Raw genomic sequence first — 16,326 nt, 5'->3', positions numbered from 1 at the left:
TAAGACTTTGTAATCAATCAAGAACAGGGGAACAGACCATGATGATTACCAAACTGAACCGCAGCTTCCGCCTTCTTTCCGCCGGGGCTGCCCTTTCGCTCCTGACAGTGGCAGCACCTGCTGCCTTTGCAGAGACGCCGAAGGACACGCTCGTCGAAGGCTTCGCCATCGACGACATTATCTCGATGGACCCGGGCGAGGCTTTCGAGCTTTCGACAGCTGAGGTCACCAGCAACACCTATAGCCTTCTCGTCCGCCTCGACATGAACGACACATCGAAGGTCAAAGGCGACCTCGCCGACAGCTGGACCGTTTCCGATGACGGCCTGACCTATACGTTCAAGCTGAAGCCTGGTCTGAAGTTTGCTTCTGGCAACCCGATCACCGCTGAAGATGTTGCCTGGTCCTTCGAGCGTGCCGTCAAGCTCGATAAGAGCCCGGCCTTCATCCTCACCCAGTTCGGTCTGACCGGCGGCAACGTCACTGAAAAGGCAAAGGCCGTCGATCCCACGACTTTCACCTTCACCGTCGATAAGCCATACGCACCGAGCTTCGTGCTGAACTGCCTGACGGCGACCGTCGCTTCCGTCGTCGACAAGAAGCTGGTCATGGACCATGTGAAGTCCGTTACCGTCGATGCCGACCACAAGTACGACAACGACTTTGGCAATGAATGGCTGAAGACGAATTATGCCGGCTCCGGCGCCTATAAGCTGCGTGAATGGCGCGCCAATGAAGTCGTCGTCATGGAGCGCAACGACAACTATTACGGTGAGAAGGCAAAGCTTAACCGCGTCATTTACCGCTACATGAAGGAAAGTTCTGCCCAGCGCCTGGCGCTCGAAGCCGGCGATATCGACATTGCCCGTAACCTCGAGCCGGGCGACCTCGATGCCGTTTCCAAGAACGCGGATCTGGCGACCACGAATGCACCAAAGAGCACGATTTATTATGTCAGCCTCAACAGCAAGAACGAGAATCTGAAGAAGCCTGAGGTACAGGAAGCCTTCAAATATCTCGTCGACTATGACGCGATCGGTGCAACCCTCATCAAGGGTATCGGCGAGATTCATCAGACCTTCCTGCCGACCGGTCAGCTCGGCGCCCTGAACGACAATCCTTATAAACTTGACGTTGCCAAGGCAAAGGAACTGCTCGCCAAGGCCGGCCTGCCGGATGGCTTCTCGGTCACCATGGATGTGCGTAACACGCAGCCGGTCACCGGCATTGCCGAGTCGATGCAGCAGACGCTCGCCCAGGCCGGCGTAAAGATGGAAATCATTCCCGGTGACGGCAAGCAGACGCTGACCAAGTACCGCGCCCGTACGCACGACATGTATATCGGCCAGTGGGGCTCGGATTATTTCGACCCGAACTCCAATGCGGATACATTCACCTCCAATCCGGACAATTCCGATGCCGGCACGGTAAAGACGCTTGCATGGCGCAATACTTGGGAAGCACCTGAGCTCGACAAGGAGACGAAGGCTGCGTTGCTCGAACGCGACGCTGCAAAGCGCGCCGCCATGTACGAGGATGTCCAGAAGAAGTTCCTGGCCGACAGCCCCTTCGTCATCATCTTCCAGCAGATCGAAGTGGCCGGATATCGCAAGAACCTCAAGGATTTCAAACTGGGGCCGAGCTTCGATACGAACTATGTAGGTCCGATCTCGAAGTGATGAGCCGGCTAGGCTGATCCAGTGAGTATCGTCGAAACAAGACAGGAGGCGCGGCCCCGCAAGGGCCGTGCAGTTTCCTTTGCGAAGGCGGTTGGGCGTTTTTTCTTTGCCGCCGTAACCACCTATCTCGGCCTTCTGGCTGTTACCTTCTTCATCGGTCGCGTCGTACCGATCGATCCCGTGCTCGCCATTCTCGGCGATCGCGCGCCAACCCATGTGGTGGAACGCGTACGCCACGAAATGGGCTTCGACCTGCCGCTCTACGAGCAGTTCTATATCTACCTGAAAGGCATTCTCTCCGGCGATTTCGGCAATTCGGTGCTGACCACCAATCCGGTCATGGTCGATATTCGCCGCGTCTTCCCGGCGACGCTGGAGCTTGCGACCGTCGGCACGATCATCGGATCGGTCATCGGCGTGCCGCTCGGTGTGCTGGCAGCTGTGCGCCGCGGCAGCATCGCCGATCAGATCGTGCGCGTCATCGGCCTCGTCGGTTATTCGGTGCCGATCTTCTGGCTGGCTCTGATCTCGCTCGTCATCTTCTATGCGCAGCTGCGCTGGGTAGCTTTTCCCGGCCGCATCGACATCGTCTACGAATACAGTTTCACGCCGGTCACCGGTTTTTACCTGCTCGACAGCGCGTGGCAGGGGCAGTGGGACGTCTTTTATGACGTCTTCCGCCATATCATCCTGCCGGCCTCGCTGCTCGGCTATTTCTCACTTGCCTATATCAGCCGCATGACCCGCAGCTTCATGCTGAATGAGCTGTCGCAGGAATATGTGGTTGCCGCGCGCGCCAAGGGGCTTTCGGAAACGCGGGTGATTTGGGGCCATGCGCTAAGGAATGCCGCGGTGCCGCTGGTGACCGTCATTGCGCTTTCCTACGCTGGCCTGCTCGAAGGTTCCGTTCTGACCGAGACAGTCTTCTCCTGGCCCGGAATCGGCCTTTACATCACCAATTCGCTGCAAAGCGCCGATATGAACGCCGTGCTCGGCGGCACGATCGTCATCGGCACGGTCTTTGTCGGCATCAACCTCATCTCCGATCTTCTCTATCGGATACTTGACCCGAGGACGCGCAACCGATGACGGTTCCGACCACGCTTTCTACACCTATGAGCCGCCGCGATTGGCTGCTGTCAGACCGACCGCAGTCGCGCATGCAGGCGAGACTCGGCCGCGCCTATGTCACATGGCGGCAGTTTACCGCCAACCGGCTTGCTGTCGTCGGGCTGCTGATCATCGTGGCATTGCTGCTGATTGCCGCCTTTGCCGACGTCATCGCCACGCATAATCCCGTTGTCGGCGATCTCAAAAATGCGCGCCTGTTGCCGCCTGGCAGTGCCGGCTATCTGCTCGGCACTGACGATCAGGGCCGCGATATCTTCTCGCGCCTCGTTTACGGCTCGCGGCTGACGCTGCTCGTCGTGGTGCTGGTCGCCATCATCTCGGCGCCGATCGGTCTCATCGTCGGCACGGTATCGGGCTATGCCGGCGGATGGGTGGATGCGACGCTGATGCGCATCACCGATATCTTCCTCGCTTTCCCGAAGCTGGTGCTGGCGCTTGCCTTCGTCGCAGCACTCGGCCCCGGCATCCAGAACGCCATCATCGCCATTGCGATCACTTCCTGGCCGCCCTATGCGCGTATCGCGCGCGCCGAGACGCTGACAGTTCGCCGTTCCGATTACATCTCGGCGGTCAAGCTGATGGGCGCCTCTCCGCTGCGCATCATCGTGCGCCATATCATGCCGCTCTGCATCTCCTCGCTGATCGTGCGGGTGACGCTCGACATGGCGGGCATCATCCTGACGGCAGCCGGCCTCGGCTTCCTCGGCCTCGGCGCGCAGCCGCCGCTGCCGGAATGGGGCGCGATGATCGCCTCCGGCCGCCGCTTCATCCTCGACCAATGGTGGGTTGCGGCCATGCCCGGTGTCGCCATCCTCATCGTCAGCCTCGGCTTCAACCTTCTAGGTGATGGTCTGCGCGATGCGCTCGATCCGAAGGAGGCCGGTCAATGAGTTCGCTTCTGACTGTGAAGAACCTTCGTGTCAGCTATCCGACCCGCACTGGTGTCATCGAGGCCGTGCGCGGTGTTTCCTTCACACTCGGCAAGGAACGCCTCGGCATCGTCGGAGAATCCGGTTCAGGCAAATCGCAGACCGGTCGCGCCATCATGGGCCTGACGCCGAAACATGGCATCGTTACCGCTGATACGCTCGATTTCAGCGGCATCGATCTCCTGAAGGCCTCGGCTTCGGAACGGCGCAGGCTGCGCGGCAAACGTATCGCCATGATCCTGCAGGATCCGAAATATTCGCTCGATCCGGTCATGACCATCGGCAAGCAGATCTGCGAAACGCTGCGCACCCATGAGAAGGTCGGCAAAGGCGAGGCGCGTGACCGTGCGTTTTCCATGCTGGAGGCCGTGCAGATCCGTGATCCCGGTCGGGTCTTCGATCTCTACCCACATGAGGTTTCAGGCGGCATGGGCCAGCGCGCGATGATTGCCATGATGCTGATCGCCGGTCCGGAGCTGCTGATCGCCGACGAGCCGACATCCGCGCTCGATGTCACGGTTCAGCTCGATGTTCTCAGGATCATGGACCGGTTGGTATCCCAGCGCGGCATGGGCCTGATCTTCGTATCCCACGATTTGAGGCTCGTCTCCTCCTTCTGCGACCGTGTCATCGTCATGTATGCCGGGCGCATTGTCGAGGAGATCGCAGCATCCGAGCTTCGAAATGCGAAACATCCCTATACACAAGGCCTGCTCAATTGCATGCCGCAGATTGGTGAAAACAGGCATCCGCTGCCGGTTCTCGACCGCAAGCCGGAGTGGGCTGCATGAGTACGGCGTTATCTGTCGAACATCTCTGCGTCGTCTACGACCATTTTTACGCGCTGAAAGAGGTCAGCGTTTCCATTGAAAGTGGCGAATCCTTCGGCCTCGTCGGTGAATCCGGTTCGGGCAAGTCGACGCTGCTGCGGGCTGTCGCCGGGCTTGCGCCCGTCAGCGAGGGGACGGTCCGCGTTCATGGTGAGGCTGTAAAAGGTTCGAAGCGCAGCAAGGGCTTTTATCGAAGCGTTCAGATGGTCTTTCAAGACCCCTACGGTTCGCTGCATCCCCGCCAGACCGTTGACCGGCTGCTTCTTGAACCACTCGTGATCCACGGCATCGGTGACAGCGAAAAGCGCATTGCTCGTGCGCTTGATGAGGTAGGCCTTGGCAATGGCTTCCGCTTCCGCTATCCGCATCAGCTTTCCGGCGGCCAGAGACAGCGTGTGGCGATCGCCCGCGCGTTGATCGTCGAACCATCGATCCTGTTACTCGACGAGCCAACATCCGCGCTCGATGCCTCTGTCCAAGCTGAAGTTCTCAACCTTCTGGAACAGATCCGCCGCGACCGGAAACTGACCTTCGTCATGGTCAGTCATGATCTCGGCGTTGTCACCCATATGTGCGAGAGGCTTGCCGTGATGCGAGGGGGTGCTGTTGTTGAGCGGCTGACATCGGCCGAACTTGCAGGCGGCAAGGTTCATGAAGAGTATACGAGAAATCTCATGATCGCGAGCAAGGGATTCGTGAAGGCTTGAAAGTCAATGTTTTCAAGCTTTTGAAAAACCTCGTGCGGCGCGGCGTTAAGGATAACGCTTCCCTAAAACACGACCATTCGACTAGACTATTGACAGCTGCCTTAGTTCTGTCATGATCCCGTTAACGACCGTTAGCTTTCGTGATCGATGGAGGTTGAGGCATGTTCTTTCTCGGTGGGATGACCATGGGTTACCTCGATCCTCCTGTTAATGCCGATCGGAGGGAAACTACCTCCGTGAAAATACCGGCGGAAAAGGATCGCCGGTTGCTCGAAACATCCCCCAACGCACCCCAGAACGACTGTGCCATCGAGCGTTCCTGGATCTGGGCATGGCGCACGCTCTGCTGAGTACAAGTTTGGTTGGATTTTCTTTTCCATCTGCTCTGGACGGAAATTTATCTCTACCTACTTGATAGGGTATATAAGAAAATAAAAGCGAGTTGGTAGACCAGCCGCACACAAACAGACGGAGGCGACACATGGCAAATTTGGGTATGTCGAATACTCACGTGAACCAGTACGGATCCGTACCGGCGAAGAAGCCGGTCACCACGCGGCACAGAATTCAGACCGCGATCCATGCAACGTTTTTTACGGCGGCTTTCCTTTTCGTCGTCGCAATGGTCTTCGGCCTCGTCAGCTGATGCCGATGTGTATCGGGCGCTAACTTGTGGCGCTCGCCTGATCAATCGTTTCCCTGTCTGGAAAATTGGGGTGCAACAGCATTCTCCTGACGCTTTGGTGTCCAATTTGGAGAATGCTCAGGGGCGCACCCTGCGGTGATGGTCGGGTACCCCGATCCTCCTCACGAACCCTATTCCACGCAATCCAGCTTATCCGGAAAGTAGGCGTGAAGCGCTGATAACGCTGTCCATGCCGTGGATGCCATCCGTGCACTTTTTCATGCCGGCAGGCTGGACAACTTAGAAATAGTTCTCGCGACTTGAATTATCGTAAGCCTGTCCAACTTTCCCGAATGGCTTCGAAGGGAGGGAGCGGGCATCCGTGACCTCGCGAAATCACGGCATGAATATGGGTGGTCCCCTGCAGCAATGCTCTCGGCGCGCACCTTATTTTGTTTTCGCTGATCTCAATGAGGATCGTTCCGTTCATACGAGAGGCGTCACAAGCGGTGCAGAAAGCCCGTACAAATTCAATAATTTCGTCTGGATCCAGAACCGAATCTATGTCCATTGCCAATCCTCCTCCGAGCCTGCCCCGCGAGTCTGAGAAGAAGCAGATCGACTACGGTGATTCGATCCGATCAACCTATCTGTCCAATGAGGACATCAGGGCCGTGGGTGAAAGCGTCGCTTGTCGCACGGTGAGCGAGTTGCCGGGTTTCGCACCGTTCGATTTCTTCGCGCGCCATAGGGAGAACGAGAAGGAAATCCTGCGCGTCTACCGCACGACCGCGGCCGACGTCGAGGCCGGGGGGACAATCACGCCAGCCGCCGAATGGCTGTTGGACAACCATTACATCGTTGAAGAAGCTATCCAGGAGATCCGTCGTGACTTCCCGCGCCGCTTTTATCGTGAACTGCCCTTGACTGATATCGGCGATGTTGAGGTTCCGCGAACGCTTGCGCTGGCCTGGCTCTATGTCGCCCATACCCACAGCACCACCTCGCAGGAAAGCCTGACTGCACTCGTCGACGGCTTCCAGCAGCATGAGACGCTGAGAATCGGTGAGTTATGGGCTCTGCCGTCTCTGGTGCGGTACGTGCTGGTCGAGAACCTTCGCCGTATTTCAAGCCGTGTCGAGCGCAGCCGTCACATGCGCCGCCGCGCCAATGAGGCTGCCGACGAGCTAATCCGCTTGGCCGATACCGCAAAGGCTGCCGCCTATTTGGAGACCCTGGAAGAGCTTGCTGCGGACAACACATTCTCTACGCAGTTCCTCTACCGCTTGCGCGATGGCTCGCAGACTTCAAGCCAAGCGATCTCCTGGTTGGATCAGCGTTTGGAGCGGCTCGGGCGCGATAGCGAGGAAGCGACGATGACGGAGCATGGCCGCCTCTCCGCCGGCAACGTCACAATGGGCAACATCGTCAGGAGTCTACGTGAGATCAACGACGCGGAGTGGTCGGTGTGGGTCGAGCAGGTCAGCCATGTCGACAGGCTGCTCTGGAACCAATCCGACTACGGCGATCTCGATCCCGGTTCGCGCAATAGCTATCGTAAACAGATCGAAAAGCTGGCGAGGCGCTCGCCGTTGAGCGAGGTGCAAATCGCGCAGCTTGCCGTCGACATGGTGGCCGAGGTCCATCATTCTGGCGAGGCGCAACCGCGAGAACCCAATATCGGCTGCTTCATTATGGGCGCTGAACGCCCGAAGCTTGAAGCGCGCGCGGATTACCATCCAACGCCGGCGCAGCATGTCATCCGCGCGGTACGGAAGTTGAATTGGATGGCGATCGCCGTTCCGGTCGTGCTGATCACGATCATCGCCATGCTGGTCGTCGGCGGGTTCATGGTTGGTGCCGGCATGAGGCCGATCGAAATCGCTCTGCTGCTCATCCTATTTTCGCTGCCGGCCTCCGAGGGCGCGAGCGGCCTCTTCAACACCGTGCTTTCTTTTTTCGTCACGCCGGTGCGGCTCGTCGGTTATGAATTCAAGCGGGGCATCCCGGAGACCGCGCGCACACTTGTCGCCGTACCTTGTCTGATTTGCAATCGTGACAGTGTCGACGAGATGGTGCGCAATCTCGAGGTTCATTATCTCGCCAATCCACGTGGCGAAATCTATTTTGCATTGCTCGGCGACTGGCCGGACAGCGATATGGAAGAAAGCTCTGCTGATCTGGAGGTGCTGGAATATGCGCGCCGGGAGATTGCCAATCTATCGGCTCGCTATGCCTATGACGGTACGGTGCGCTTCCATCTCCTGCATCGCCGTCGCCTCTACAATCCATCCGAGGGTGTGTGGATGGGCTGGGAGCGCAAACGCGGCAAACTGCACGAGCTGAACCTGCTGCTGCGGGGCGACCGCGACACGACCTACCTGCCAAGCGCCAATACCGTACCTATCGGCGTCAAGTACGTCATGACGCTCGACGCCGATACCCGCCTGATGCGCGATACCGTTACCAAACTGGTCGGCAAGCTCTATCACCCGATCAACCGCCCGGTCATCAATCCGGATACTGGCCGAGTCGAAAGCGGCTATGGCATTTTGCAGCCGCGCGTGACGCCGTCGCTGACGACAGGCAAGGATGCTTCTGTCTTCCAGCGTGTCTTTTCGATCAACCGCGGTCTCGACCCCTATGTCTTCACAGTTTCGGATGTCTATCAGGACCTTGTCGGCGAAGGCACGTTCACCGGCAAGGGCCTCTATCATGTCGATGCCTTCGAGGCTTCACTGAAAGGTCGCATCGAGGAGAATTCGGTACTCAGTCACGATCTTCTCGAAGGGTCTATGGCGCGCTGCGCGCTCGTCACCGACCTTGAACTCATAGAGGATTTTCCTGTCCGCTATGAGGTTGAGGCTTCGCGGCAGCATCGCTGGGCTCGTGGCGACTGGCAGCTCCTGCCTTACATGCTCAATCCGAAACACCGGGTCACCGCGCTTGCGCGCTGGAAGATGTTCGATAATCTGCGCCGATCGCTGACACCGATCGCCTGGTTCTTCGCTTCCGTGCTCGGTTGGTGTCTGATGGAGCCGTCTGGCGCGCTGATCTGGCAGATCCTGCTGATCTTCTGCCTGTTCGTGGCCCCCACCCTGTCGCTTATCAAGGGCATCATTCCGCGCCGCAGCGATATCGTCGCTAGCGCCCATCTTCACACCGTCTGGCTGGATATTACAGCGGCCAATGCGCAGGTGGCGCTGCGGATTGTCTTCATTGCCGACGCTGCCTGCATGATGGCCGATGCGATCGGCCGTTCGCTGTACCGTCTGTTCGTTAGCCATAAGCTGCTGTTGCAATGGCGCACCGCTGCCAGCGTCGGCGCCGGCAAGCAGGGTACAATCCTTTCCTATTATCGGACGATGTGGCATGCGCCGGTTCTGGCGATCCTTTCGGTTGCCGTTGCGGCACTGTCAGGCAACGATGCCTTCCTGGTTGGTGTTCCTTTCGCGCTATTATGGATCTGTTCGCCTGCCGTCGCCTGGTATGTGAGCCAGTCGGCAGAGACGGAAGATCGGCTTGACGTGTCCGAAGTCGTCTCCGGAGAGCTTCGCAAGATTGCGCGCCGCACCTGGCGCTATTTCGAGACCTTCACGACGGCGGAGCAGAACTACCTGCCGCCCGACAACGTTCAGGAAACGCCTCACATCATCGTGGCGACGCGCACATCGCCGACCAATATCGGCGTCTATCTGCTGTCGGTCGTTTCCGGCCGGCAGTTCGGGTGGTTCTCTTTTGAGGAAGCCATCGAGAGGCTGGAGAAGACCATCACGACGATCGATCGTATGGAGAAATTCCGTGGCCACCTCTTCAACTGGTATCACACGGACACGCTGCAGACACTTGGCCCCCGCTACGTCTCGGCCGTCGACAGTGGCAACCTTGCCGGCCACCTGATTGCCATTTCCTCAGCGTGCCGCAATTGGGCAGAAGCGCCCTCCGCGCATATCCAAGGCAATCTCGATGGCGTCGGCGATACGGCCGGTATCCTCGGCGAAGTACTGGCAGATCTTCCCGATGATCGCAAAACGGTGCGTCCTTTGCGCCGGCGCCTGGAAGAGCGCATTGCCGGCTTCCAGAATGCGCTTGTTGCGGTCAAGCGCGAGCATGAATTCGCCTCCATCCGAGTCATCAACCTTGCAGTCCTGGCACGCGACGTTCAGAAGCTCGCCGGCAATCTGCATCACGAGGTGAAATCCAAGCAGACGGAAGAAGTCACACTCTGGGCCGCCTCGCTGGTTAAAATCTGCGAGGCGCATATCTCGGACAGCACTTTCGACCTGTCGAATATCGATGATTTGCGCCCGCGGCTGATTGCGCTTCGCGACAAGGCACGCGATCTCGCCTTCTCGATGGATTTCGGCTTCCTCTACCGTGCGGAGCGCCGGCTGCTGTCGATCGGCTACCGTGTGGAAAGTGGTGATCTCGATGCGGCTTGCTACGACCTTCTCGCGTCTGAATGCCGTCTCACGTCGCTCTTCGGTATCGCGAAGGGCGACCTGCCGACGGAGCATTGGTACAAACTCGGCCGCCAAGTGGTGCCGGTCGGTTCGCGTGGGGCGCTGGTTTCCTGGTCCGGTTCGATGTTCGAATATCTGATGCCTTCGCTCGTCATCCAGGAGCGTGGCGGAGGCATTCTTAACCAGACCAACAATCTCGTCATCGTCGAGCAGATGAACTATGGCCGTAAGCTTGGTACGCCTTGGGGCATCTCGGAAGCGGCGTTCAATGCCCGCGATCATAACCTCAACTATCAGTACACGAACTTCGGTGTGCCGACGCTCGGCCTGAAGCGTGGTCTCGGCCACAATGCCGTTATCGCGCCCTATGCCTCACTGCTCGCCAGCCAATATTATCCCGAGGCGTCGCTTGAAAACCTGCAGAAACTTCGCAAGCTCGGCGCACTTGGTAAGTTCGGTTTCCATGACGCGGTCGATTTCACACCGACGCGCGTGCCTGAAGGCAAACAATGTGCTGTCGTCTACAACTACTATGCTCACCACCACGGCATGTCGATTGCTGCCGTCGCCAATGTCGCGTTCAACGGTTGTTTGCGTGAGCTCTTCCACTCCGATCCCGTCATCGAAGCGGCTGAACTGCTGCTTCAGGAAAAGGCTCCGCGCGATATCCCGATCATGAGCGGCAGGGACCAGTCCCACACGCCTGCTGCCATTCAGGATGAGCTGATGCGACCTGTCATCCGCACGATAGCCGATCCAGCGTCGCACGACCGCGCTCTCGTTTTCCTGTCCAACGGTCACTATTCCGTCATGCTAACGGCGACCGGTGCAGGTTACGCCCGCTGGAACGGTCTTTCCGTTTCCCGCTGGAAACCAGATCCGACCGAGGATCGCTGGGGCAATTTCATCTTCCTACGCGACGTGATGACCAATGAATGGTGGTCGGCGACATCGGAGCCGAAGAGTGTCGAGGGTGAGACGGTCAGAGTGGAATTCGCTGACGAGAAGGCCGTCTTCAACAAGGTGCTCGGTGAGCTCTCGAGCGAGGTCGAATGCATCGTCGCAACCGAACATGATGCGGAAGCCCGTCGCCTGACGCTGTTCAACCTGGGGGCGGAAGACCGTTTCATTGAAGTGACCTCCTATCTCGAACCGGTCATAACTTCCGATGATACGGACAATGCACATCCGGCATTCGCCCGCATGTTCGTCAAGACGGAGATCGACAAGCGTGGCGACGTCATCCGCGCCGAGCGCAACAAACGCGATCCGAATGAACCGAATATGAGCATTGCGCATCTGGTCGTCGATAGTGCCGGTGATACACGTCCTACAGAATTCGAAACCGAGCGGCGCAAGTTCCTCGGCCGCGGCCGTAACCTCGCAAATGCCGCCGCGTTCGATCCGGGCGCGAGACTTTCGGGCACTGATGGCTTCACGCTGGATCCTGTGCTGTCGCTTCGCCGAACCGTCCGCGTCCCGGCCGGAAAGAAAGTCAGCGTGATTTTCTGGACGATCGCAGCCCCGAGCCGTGCAGAGGTGGACAAGGCCGTCGATCGCTATCGTCATCCGGATGCTTTCAACCATGAGATCATCCAGGCTTGGACGCGCACGCAGGTGCAGATGCGCCATGTCGGCGTCAGCTCGCAGCAGGCGGCCGCCTTCCAGCATCTCGGCCGCTATCTCGTCTATCCGGATATGCAGCTTCGTGGCGATCAAACCGTTGTCCGAGCCGGCATGCAATCGCAGTCGGCGCTCTGGCCGCTGGCGATTTCGGGCGATTTCCCGATCTTCACGCTGCGCATTGACGACGACATGGATCTCGAAATCGCCCGCGAAGCGTTGTTGGCGCAGGAGTATCTGCGTTCACGCGGCGTAGCCGCAGATCTCGTTATCATGAACGAACGAGCTTCATCCTATGCGCAAGATATGCAGCATGCGCTGGACGCCATGTGCGAAACCGTGCGCCGTATGGGCCAGGCCGACGGCTTACGCCAGCATATTTTCGCAGTCCGCAAGGATTTGATGGAAGAGAGCACCTATCAGGCGCTGATCGCCGCCTCCCGCGTCACGTTGCATGCCAGGAATGGCAAGGTCATCGATCAGATCAACCGCGCTGTTTCGTTCTTTTCCTTGGGCAATGAGGCGCCGGACGATATGGAAAAGGCCGAGCGCTCGGCGATGCCGGTCAAACGGATAGCGCCTTTGCCGGCCCCAGCGCTCAAGACTGTCGCTATAGAGGAGGACGACCTCGACTTCTGGAATGGTATCGGCGGCTTTTCTCGTGACGGCCGTGAATATGTCGTGCGTCTACCGGGCGGCGATGCCACTCCGCAGCCATGGATCAATGTTATCTCCAACGAGCGGTTTGGCTTTCACGTATCGGCGGAAGGTGCCGGTTTCACGTGGAGCGTCAATTCACGCGATTACCAGCTCACCTCCTGGTCAAACGATGCGGTAATCAATCGACCTGGGGAGGCACTGTATATAGCGGATCTCCAGAGCGGTGCGGTCATGACCCCATTTGCGGTGTTGTCGCGCCGCAACGACATCCGCTTCGACGCGCGCCACGGTCTCGGCTATTCCATCTTCTCAAGTATTCAACATGAGATTGCGCTGGAGGTCACGCAGACGGTGCATGGCGAGAAGTCTGTGAAGATGCAGCGTCTGCATCTGCGGAACGACGGCCCGGCAAGGCGCAGCCTCCGGATTTATGGCTATGTCGAATGGATTCTCGGTAACAATCCGCAGAAGACTGCATCCTTTGTCCTCTCGAAGCGCGATGAGGAAACCGGTGCGCTGTTTGCAACCAATCCCTACAGTATCGATTATTCTGGCCGTACAGCCTTTTTCGCCGCGAGCGAGACAATCTCCGGCTTCTCGTCGAGCCGCCGCGAATTCATCGGCAAGACCGGCTCAATTCAGATGCCCGTCGCAGTGATGTCGGTAGCAGCGCTCTCAGGTTCCACGGACCTCGATGGCGATCCGGCGGCGATCCTCACTGTCGATATCGAACTCGGCGTGAACGAAGAGCGCGACGTCATCTTTTTTCTTGGCGATGCACCAACGGAAGAAGAGGCGCGCGCTATGCTGGCTGATATTCGCAACAGCTCGTTCGATGACGCTGTGCAGACGAATCGCGCCTTCTGGCAGGACTTCACCGGCAAGCTGCAGATATCGACGCCGGATCAGGGCATGAACAATCTCGTCAATACCTGGCTGCCCTATCAGAGCCTTGGCTGCCGCATCATGGCCCGCTCTGCCTTCTATCAGGCAAGCGGTGCCTTTGGTTTCCGTGATCAGCTGCAGGATACGCTCGCCTTCGTGCTGCAGGAGCCTGCGCTTGCACGGCGCCAGATCATTAATGCCGCCTCGCGCCAGTTCCGTGAGGGCGACGTGCAGCATTGGTGGCTGCCGGGAACGGGCGCCGGTGTGCGCACCATGATTTCCGACGATGTCGTCTGGCTCGCCTATGCCATCGATCATTATTGCAGCGTCAGCGGCGACAAGAGCGTGCTTGATGAGCAGCTTCCCTTCCTCGAAGGCCCCGCCCTTTTGGAGAGCCAGCACGACTTCTTCTACAAGCCGGAGATTTCGGAAGATACCGTCAGCATCTATGAGCATGCGGCGCTGGCACTCGATCTCGCCATCACCCGCAAGGGCAAGAACGGCCTTCCGCTCTTCCTCGGCGGCGACTGGAACGACGGCATGAACCGCGTCGGCATCGATGGCAAGGGCACGAGCGTCTGGCTCGGCTGGTTCCTTGCCGGTACGCTACGCTCTTTCATTCCCTATGCCGAGGAGCGGGGCGACCGGACCCGCGCCAAACGCTGGAAGACCCACCTCGTCGAACTCAAGAAGTCGCTGGAAAGCACTGCCTGGGATGGTGGACATTATCGTCGCGGCACGTTCGATGACGGTACGCCGCTCGGCTCAAAGGAAAACCTGGAATGCCTGATCGATTCGATCGCTCAGTCCTGGAGTGTGCTCTCGGGTGAGGGCGATCCGGAGCGGGCTGCCAAAGCGATGGATGCGGTGCTCGCCGAATTGGTGGACGAGGAGGCGCGGATCGTCCGCCTCTTCACGCCGCCTTTTGAGAAGTCACTAAAGGATCCGGGCTATATCAAGGCCTATCCGCCGGGCGTTCGCGAGAATGGTGGCCAATATACACATGCCGCGACCTGGGTGGTCATGGCACTGGCGGAGATGAAACGCGGCGATGATGCACTGCGCTGCTTCCAGATGCTCAACCCGATCACCCATTCGCTCGACAAGGCAGCGGCCGAGAAATATCGCGTCGAACCCTATGTCGTGGCGGCCGATGTCTATGGGCACGAACCCTATATCGGGCGCGGCGGCTGGACCTGGTACACGGGATCGGCCGGCTGGCTTTACCGTGCGGCAGTCGAAGGCATTCTCGGTACCCGGCTAAAGGGTGGAAAACTTTTTGTTGATCCGTCGCTGCCTTCCAATTGGGACGGGTTTGCGGCAGAGATTGAGCAGGCCGGAAACAAATACCGCATTTCGGTCTCAAAAGCGTCCAACGCTCAAGGCTACACTCTGTCCGTCAACGGCAGCGAAGTCGCCGATCCAAAAGAGGGGTATCCGGTCGGATAACAGCGTTCTCCACGCTGAATGTCCGGCGATTCGCACGGCCAGAGGGGGGGAACCCTTTTGGCCGGCGTAGCGTTTGCAAAATCGGATGACAGGAGAGACACGATGGCAAGCTTGCCGACCAAGGCCATTGGAGCACAAGGACGCTCCATCTCAGTGGCGGCGCCAAAGCGTGATACGAGACTCGATGTATTACGTGGGCTCGCACTCATCACAATCTTCATCAATCACGTTCCCGGACAGATTTTCGAATATATTACCACGAAGAATTTCGGCTTTTCCGACGCCGCTGAAGCCTTCGTGCTGATTTCGGGCATTGCGGTCGGTCTCGCTTACGGCTCGCGCTTCGAGCCCGGCAGGCGGCTGGAGATAGCGATCAAGGCAGCAAAGCGTGCCTTCACGCTCTATCTGGCACATATGATCACCACCTTCGTGACGCTGGCGCTCTTCATTTGCGGTGCCTGGTTGTTCCACCGGCCGGGGCTGTTGGTCGAGATCAATATTCTGGCGGTGCTAATGAACCTGAAGGAGGGCATTCCGGCCCTGCTGCTGCTCGGCCATCAGATCGGCTACAACAATATCCTTCCGATGTATGGCGCGTTGATGCTGATGGTACCGCTGATCCTGCTCCTGAACGAGAAGAGTACGCTGTTGGCGCTGGCTGTATCCGGCACCGTCTGGCTGATTGCCGGCATCTATCAGATCGCGCCGCAGAACATGCTGCTCGAGGGAGATTGGTTCCTCAACCCCTTCTCCTGGCAGTTCCTGTTCACGATCGGCATCGTCTCGATAATGCATGTCAAGCGCGGTGGCAAGCTTCCACGCCATCCGGTGCTCTTTGCGCTGGCATTGGCCTATGTCATCGTCTCGTTCGTCTGGGTCACGGCCCAGCTATGGGATATAGGAAACTATCTTGCAGCGCTCGGTCTACCGGCGGTGCTGACCGGTTTTGACAAGACCTTCCTGTCGCTGCCGCGCCTTCTGCATGTGCTGGCCCTCACCTATCTGGTGATCAATATTCCGGCGATATCGCAGGCTTTCCGCCGCCCGGCCGACCATCCGCTGACAATCCTCGGCCGACACTCGCTCAATATCTTCGTTGCCGGCACTATCCTTGCGATGGTAGGCCAGGTGCTGCTCTACATCACCAATCGCGATCAGGTCATCGGCCCGCTCTTCGTGCTTGTGGGTATCGCCGCCCAGTTCGCCTATGCCTATCATCTCGAATACAAGAGAGAGCAGGAAAAGGCTCGGCCCCTTGCCGTCGGGGCCATTCCGGTGGCGGTCCATGCCAGCAGAGCGACCGACACCTACGGCCAGGGCAAACGCAAATAGGCAAGAGCTTGCT

At 58.5% G+C, this 16,326-nt stretch carries 9 protein-coding genes; all 9 read left to right on the top strand.

What is annotated here, in order from left to right; genetic code table 11:
• Positions 1 to 38 precede the first annotated feature (38 nt).
• The 9 genes from FHX08_RS24535 (at position 39) to FHX08_RS24500 (ending at position 16,313) form a co-directional block, all read left to right on the top strand.
• Positions 39 to 1,679, top strand: a complete 1,641-nt coding sequence (locus FHX08_RS24535) for an ABC transporter substrate-binding protein (RefSeq protein ID WP_132656006.1) — start codon at positions 39 to 41, stop codon at positions 1,677 to 1,679.
• A 21-nt stretch (positions 1,680 to 1,700) separates the two neighbouring features.
• Positions 1,701 to 2,768, top strand: a complete 1,068-nt coding sequence (locus FHX08_RS24530; RefSeq protein ID WP_132656004.1) for an ABC transporter permease — start codon at positions 1,701 to 1,703, stop codon at positions 2,766 to 2,768.
• Entirely contained in the window at positions 2,765 to 3,700 is a 936-nt protein-coding gene (gene nikC, locus FHX08_RS24525; protein WP_132656002.1) for a nickel transporter permease, read from the top strand. The genes FHX08_RS24530 and nikC overlap by 4 nt, the downstream gene beginning before the upstream one ends.
• The gene (locus FHX08_RS24520; protein WP_132656000.1) at positions 3,697 to 4,530 is read left to right on the top strand and encodes an ABC transporter ATP-binding protein; all 834 of its coding nucleotides are present in this window, start codon (positions 3,697 to 3,699) and stop codon (positions 4,528 to 4,530) included. Before nikC ends, FHX08_RS24520 begins: the two co-directional genes overlap by 4 nt.
• Positions 4,527 to 5,276: an ABC transporter ATP-binding protein gene (locus tag FHX08_RS24515; protein WP_132655998.1), complete on the top strand. Its 750-nt coding sequence runs from the start codon at positions 4,527 to 4,529 to the stop codon at positions 5,274 to 5,276. The genes FHX08_RS24520 and FHX08_RS24515 overlap by 4 nt, the downstream gene beginning before the upstream one ends.
• A gap of 161 nt (positions 5,277 to 5,437) precedes the next feature.
• Complete coding sequence (locus FHX08_RS31625; protein WP_132655996.1) at positions 5,438 to 5,626, top strand: hypothetical protein; 189 nt, start codon at positions 5,438 to 5,440, stop codon at positions 5,624 to 5,626.
• A 131-nt stretch (positions 5,627 to 5,757) separates the two neighbouring features.
• Entirely contained in the window at positions 5,758 to 5,922 is a 165-nt protein-coding gene (locus FHX08_RS24510; protein WP_165911939.1) for a hypothetical protein, read from the top strand.
• 542 nt (positions 5,923 to 6,464) lie between these two features.
• Complete coding sequence (locus tag FHX08_RS24505) at positions 6,465 to 14,981, top strand: GH36-type glycosyl hydrolase domain-containing protein (RefSeq protein WP_184327716.1); 8,517 nt, start codon at positions 6,465 to 6,467, stop codon at positions 14,979 to 14,981.
• A gap of 102 nt (positions 14,982 to 15,083) precedes the next feature.
• Positions 15,084 to 16,313 carry an OpgC family protein gene (locus FHX08_RS24500; RefSeq protein WP_132655992.1) on the top strand — a complete coding sequence of 410 codons (1,230 nt, stop codon included), beginning with the start codon at positions 15,084 to 15,086 and terminating at the stop codon, positions 16,311 to 16,313.
• Positions 16,314 to 16,326 lie beyond the last annotated feature (13 nt).

Source organism: Rhizobium sp. BK529 (assembly GCF_014194105.1).
Taxonomy (GTDB): Bacteria; Pseudomonadota; Alphaproteobacteria; order Rhizobiales; family Rhizobiaceae; genus Rhizobium.
The sequence above is the reverse complement of the archived record's forward strand: the minus strand, read 5'-3'. Positions and strand labels throughout refer to the sequence as shown.

What these genes read in the sequence shown, in the direction of transcription:
- FHX08_RS24535 (WP_132656006.1), top strand. Translation starts at nt 39, where the DNA reads ATGATGATTACCAAACTGAACCGCAGCTTCCGCCTTCTTTCCGCCGGG.
- nikC (WP_132656002.1), top strand. Translation starts at nt 2,765, where the DNA reads ATGACGGTTCCGACCACGCTTTCTACACCTATGAGCCGCCGCGATTGG.
- FHX08_RS24520 (WP_132656000.1), top strand. Translation starts at nt 3,697, where the DNA reads ATGAGTTCGCTTCTGACTGTGAAGAACCTTCGTGTCAGCTATCCGACC.
- FHX08_RS24515 (WP_132655998.1), top strand. Translation starts at nt 4,527, where the DNA reads ATGAGTACGGCGTTATCTGTCGAACATCTCTGCGTCGTCTACGACCAT.
- FHX08_RS31625 (WP_132655996.1), top strand. Translation starts at nt 5,438, where the DNA reads ATGTTCTTTCTCGGTGGGATGACCATGGGTTACCTCGATCCTCCTGTT.
- FHX08_RS24510 (WP_165911939.1), top strand. Translation starts at nt 5,758, where the DNA reads ATGGCAAATTTGGGTATGTCGAATACTCACGTGAACCAGTACGGATCC.
- FHX08_RS24505 (WP_184327716.1), top strand. Translation starts at nt 6,465, where the DNA reads ATGTCCATTGCCAATCCTCCTCCGAGCCTGCCCCGCGAGTCTGAGAAG.
- FHX08_RS24500 (WP_132655992.1), top strand. Translation starts at nt 15,084, where the DNA reads ATGGCAAGCTTGCCGACCAAGGCCATTGGAGCACAAGGACGCTCCATC.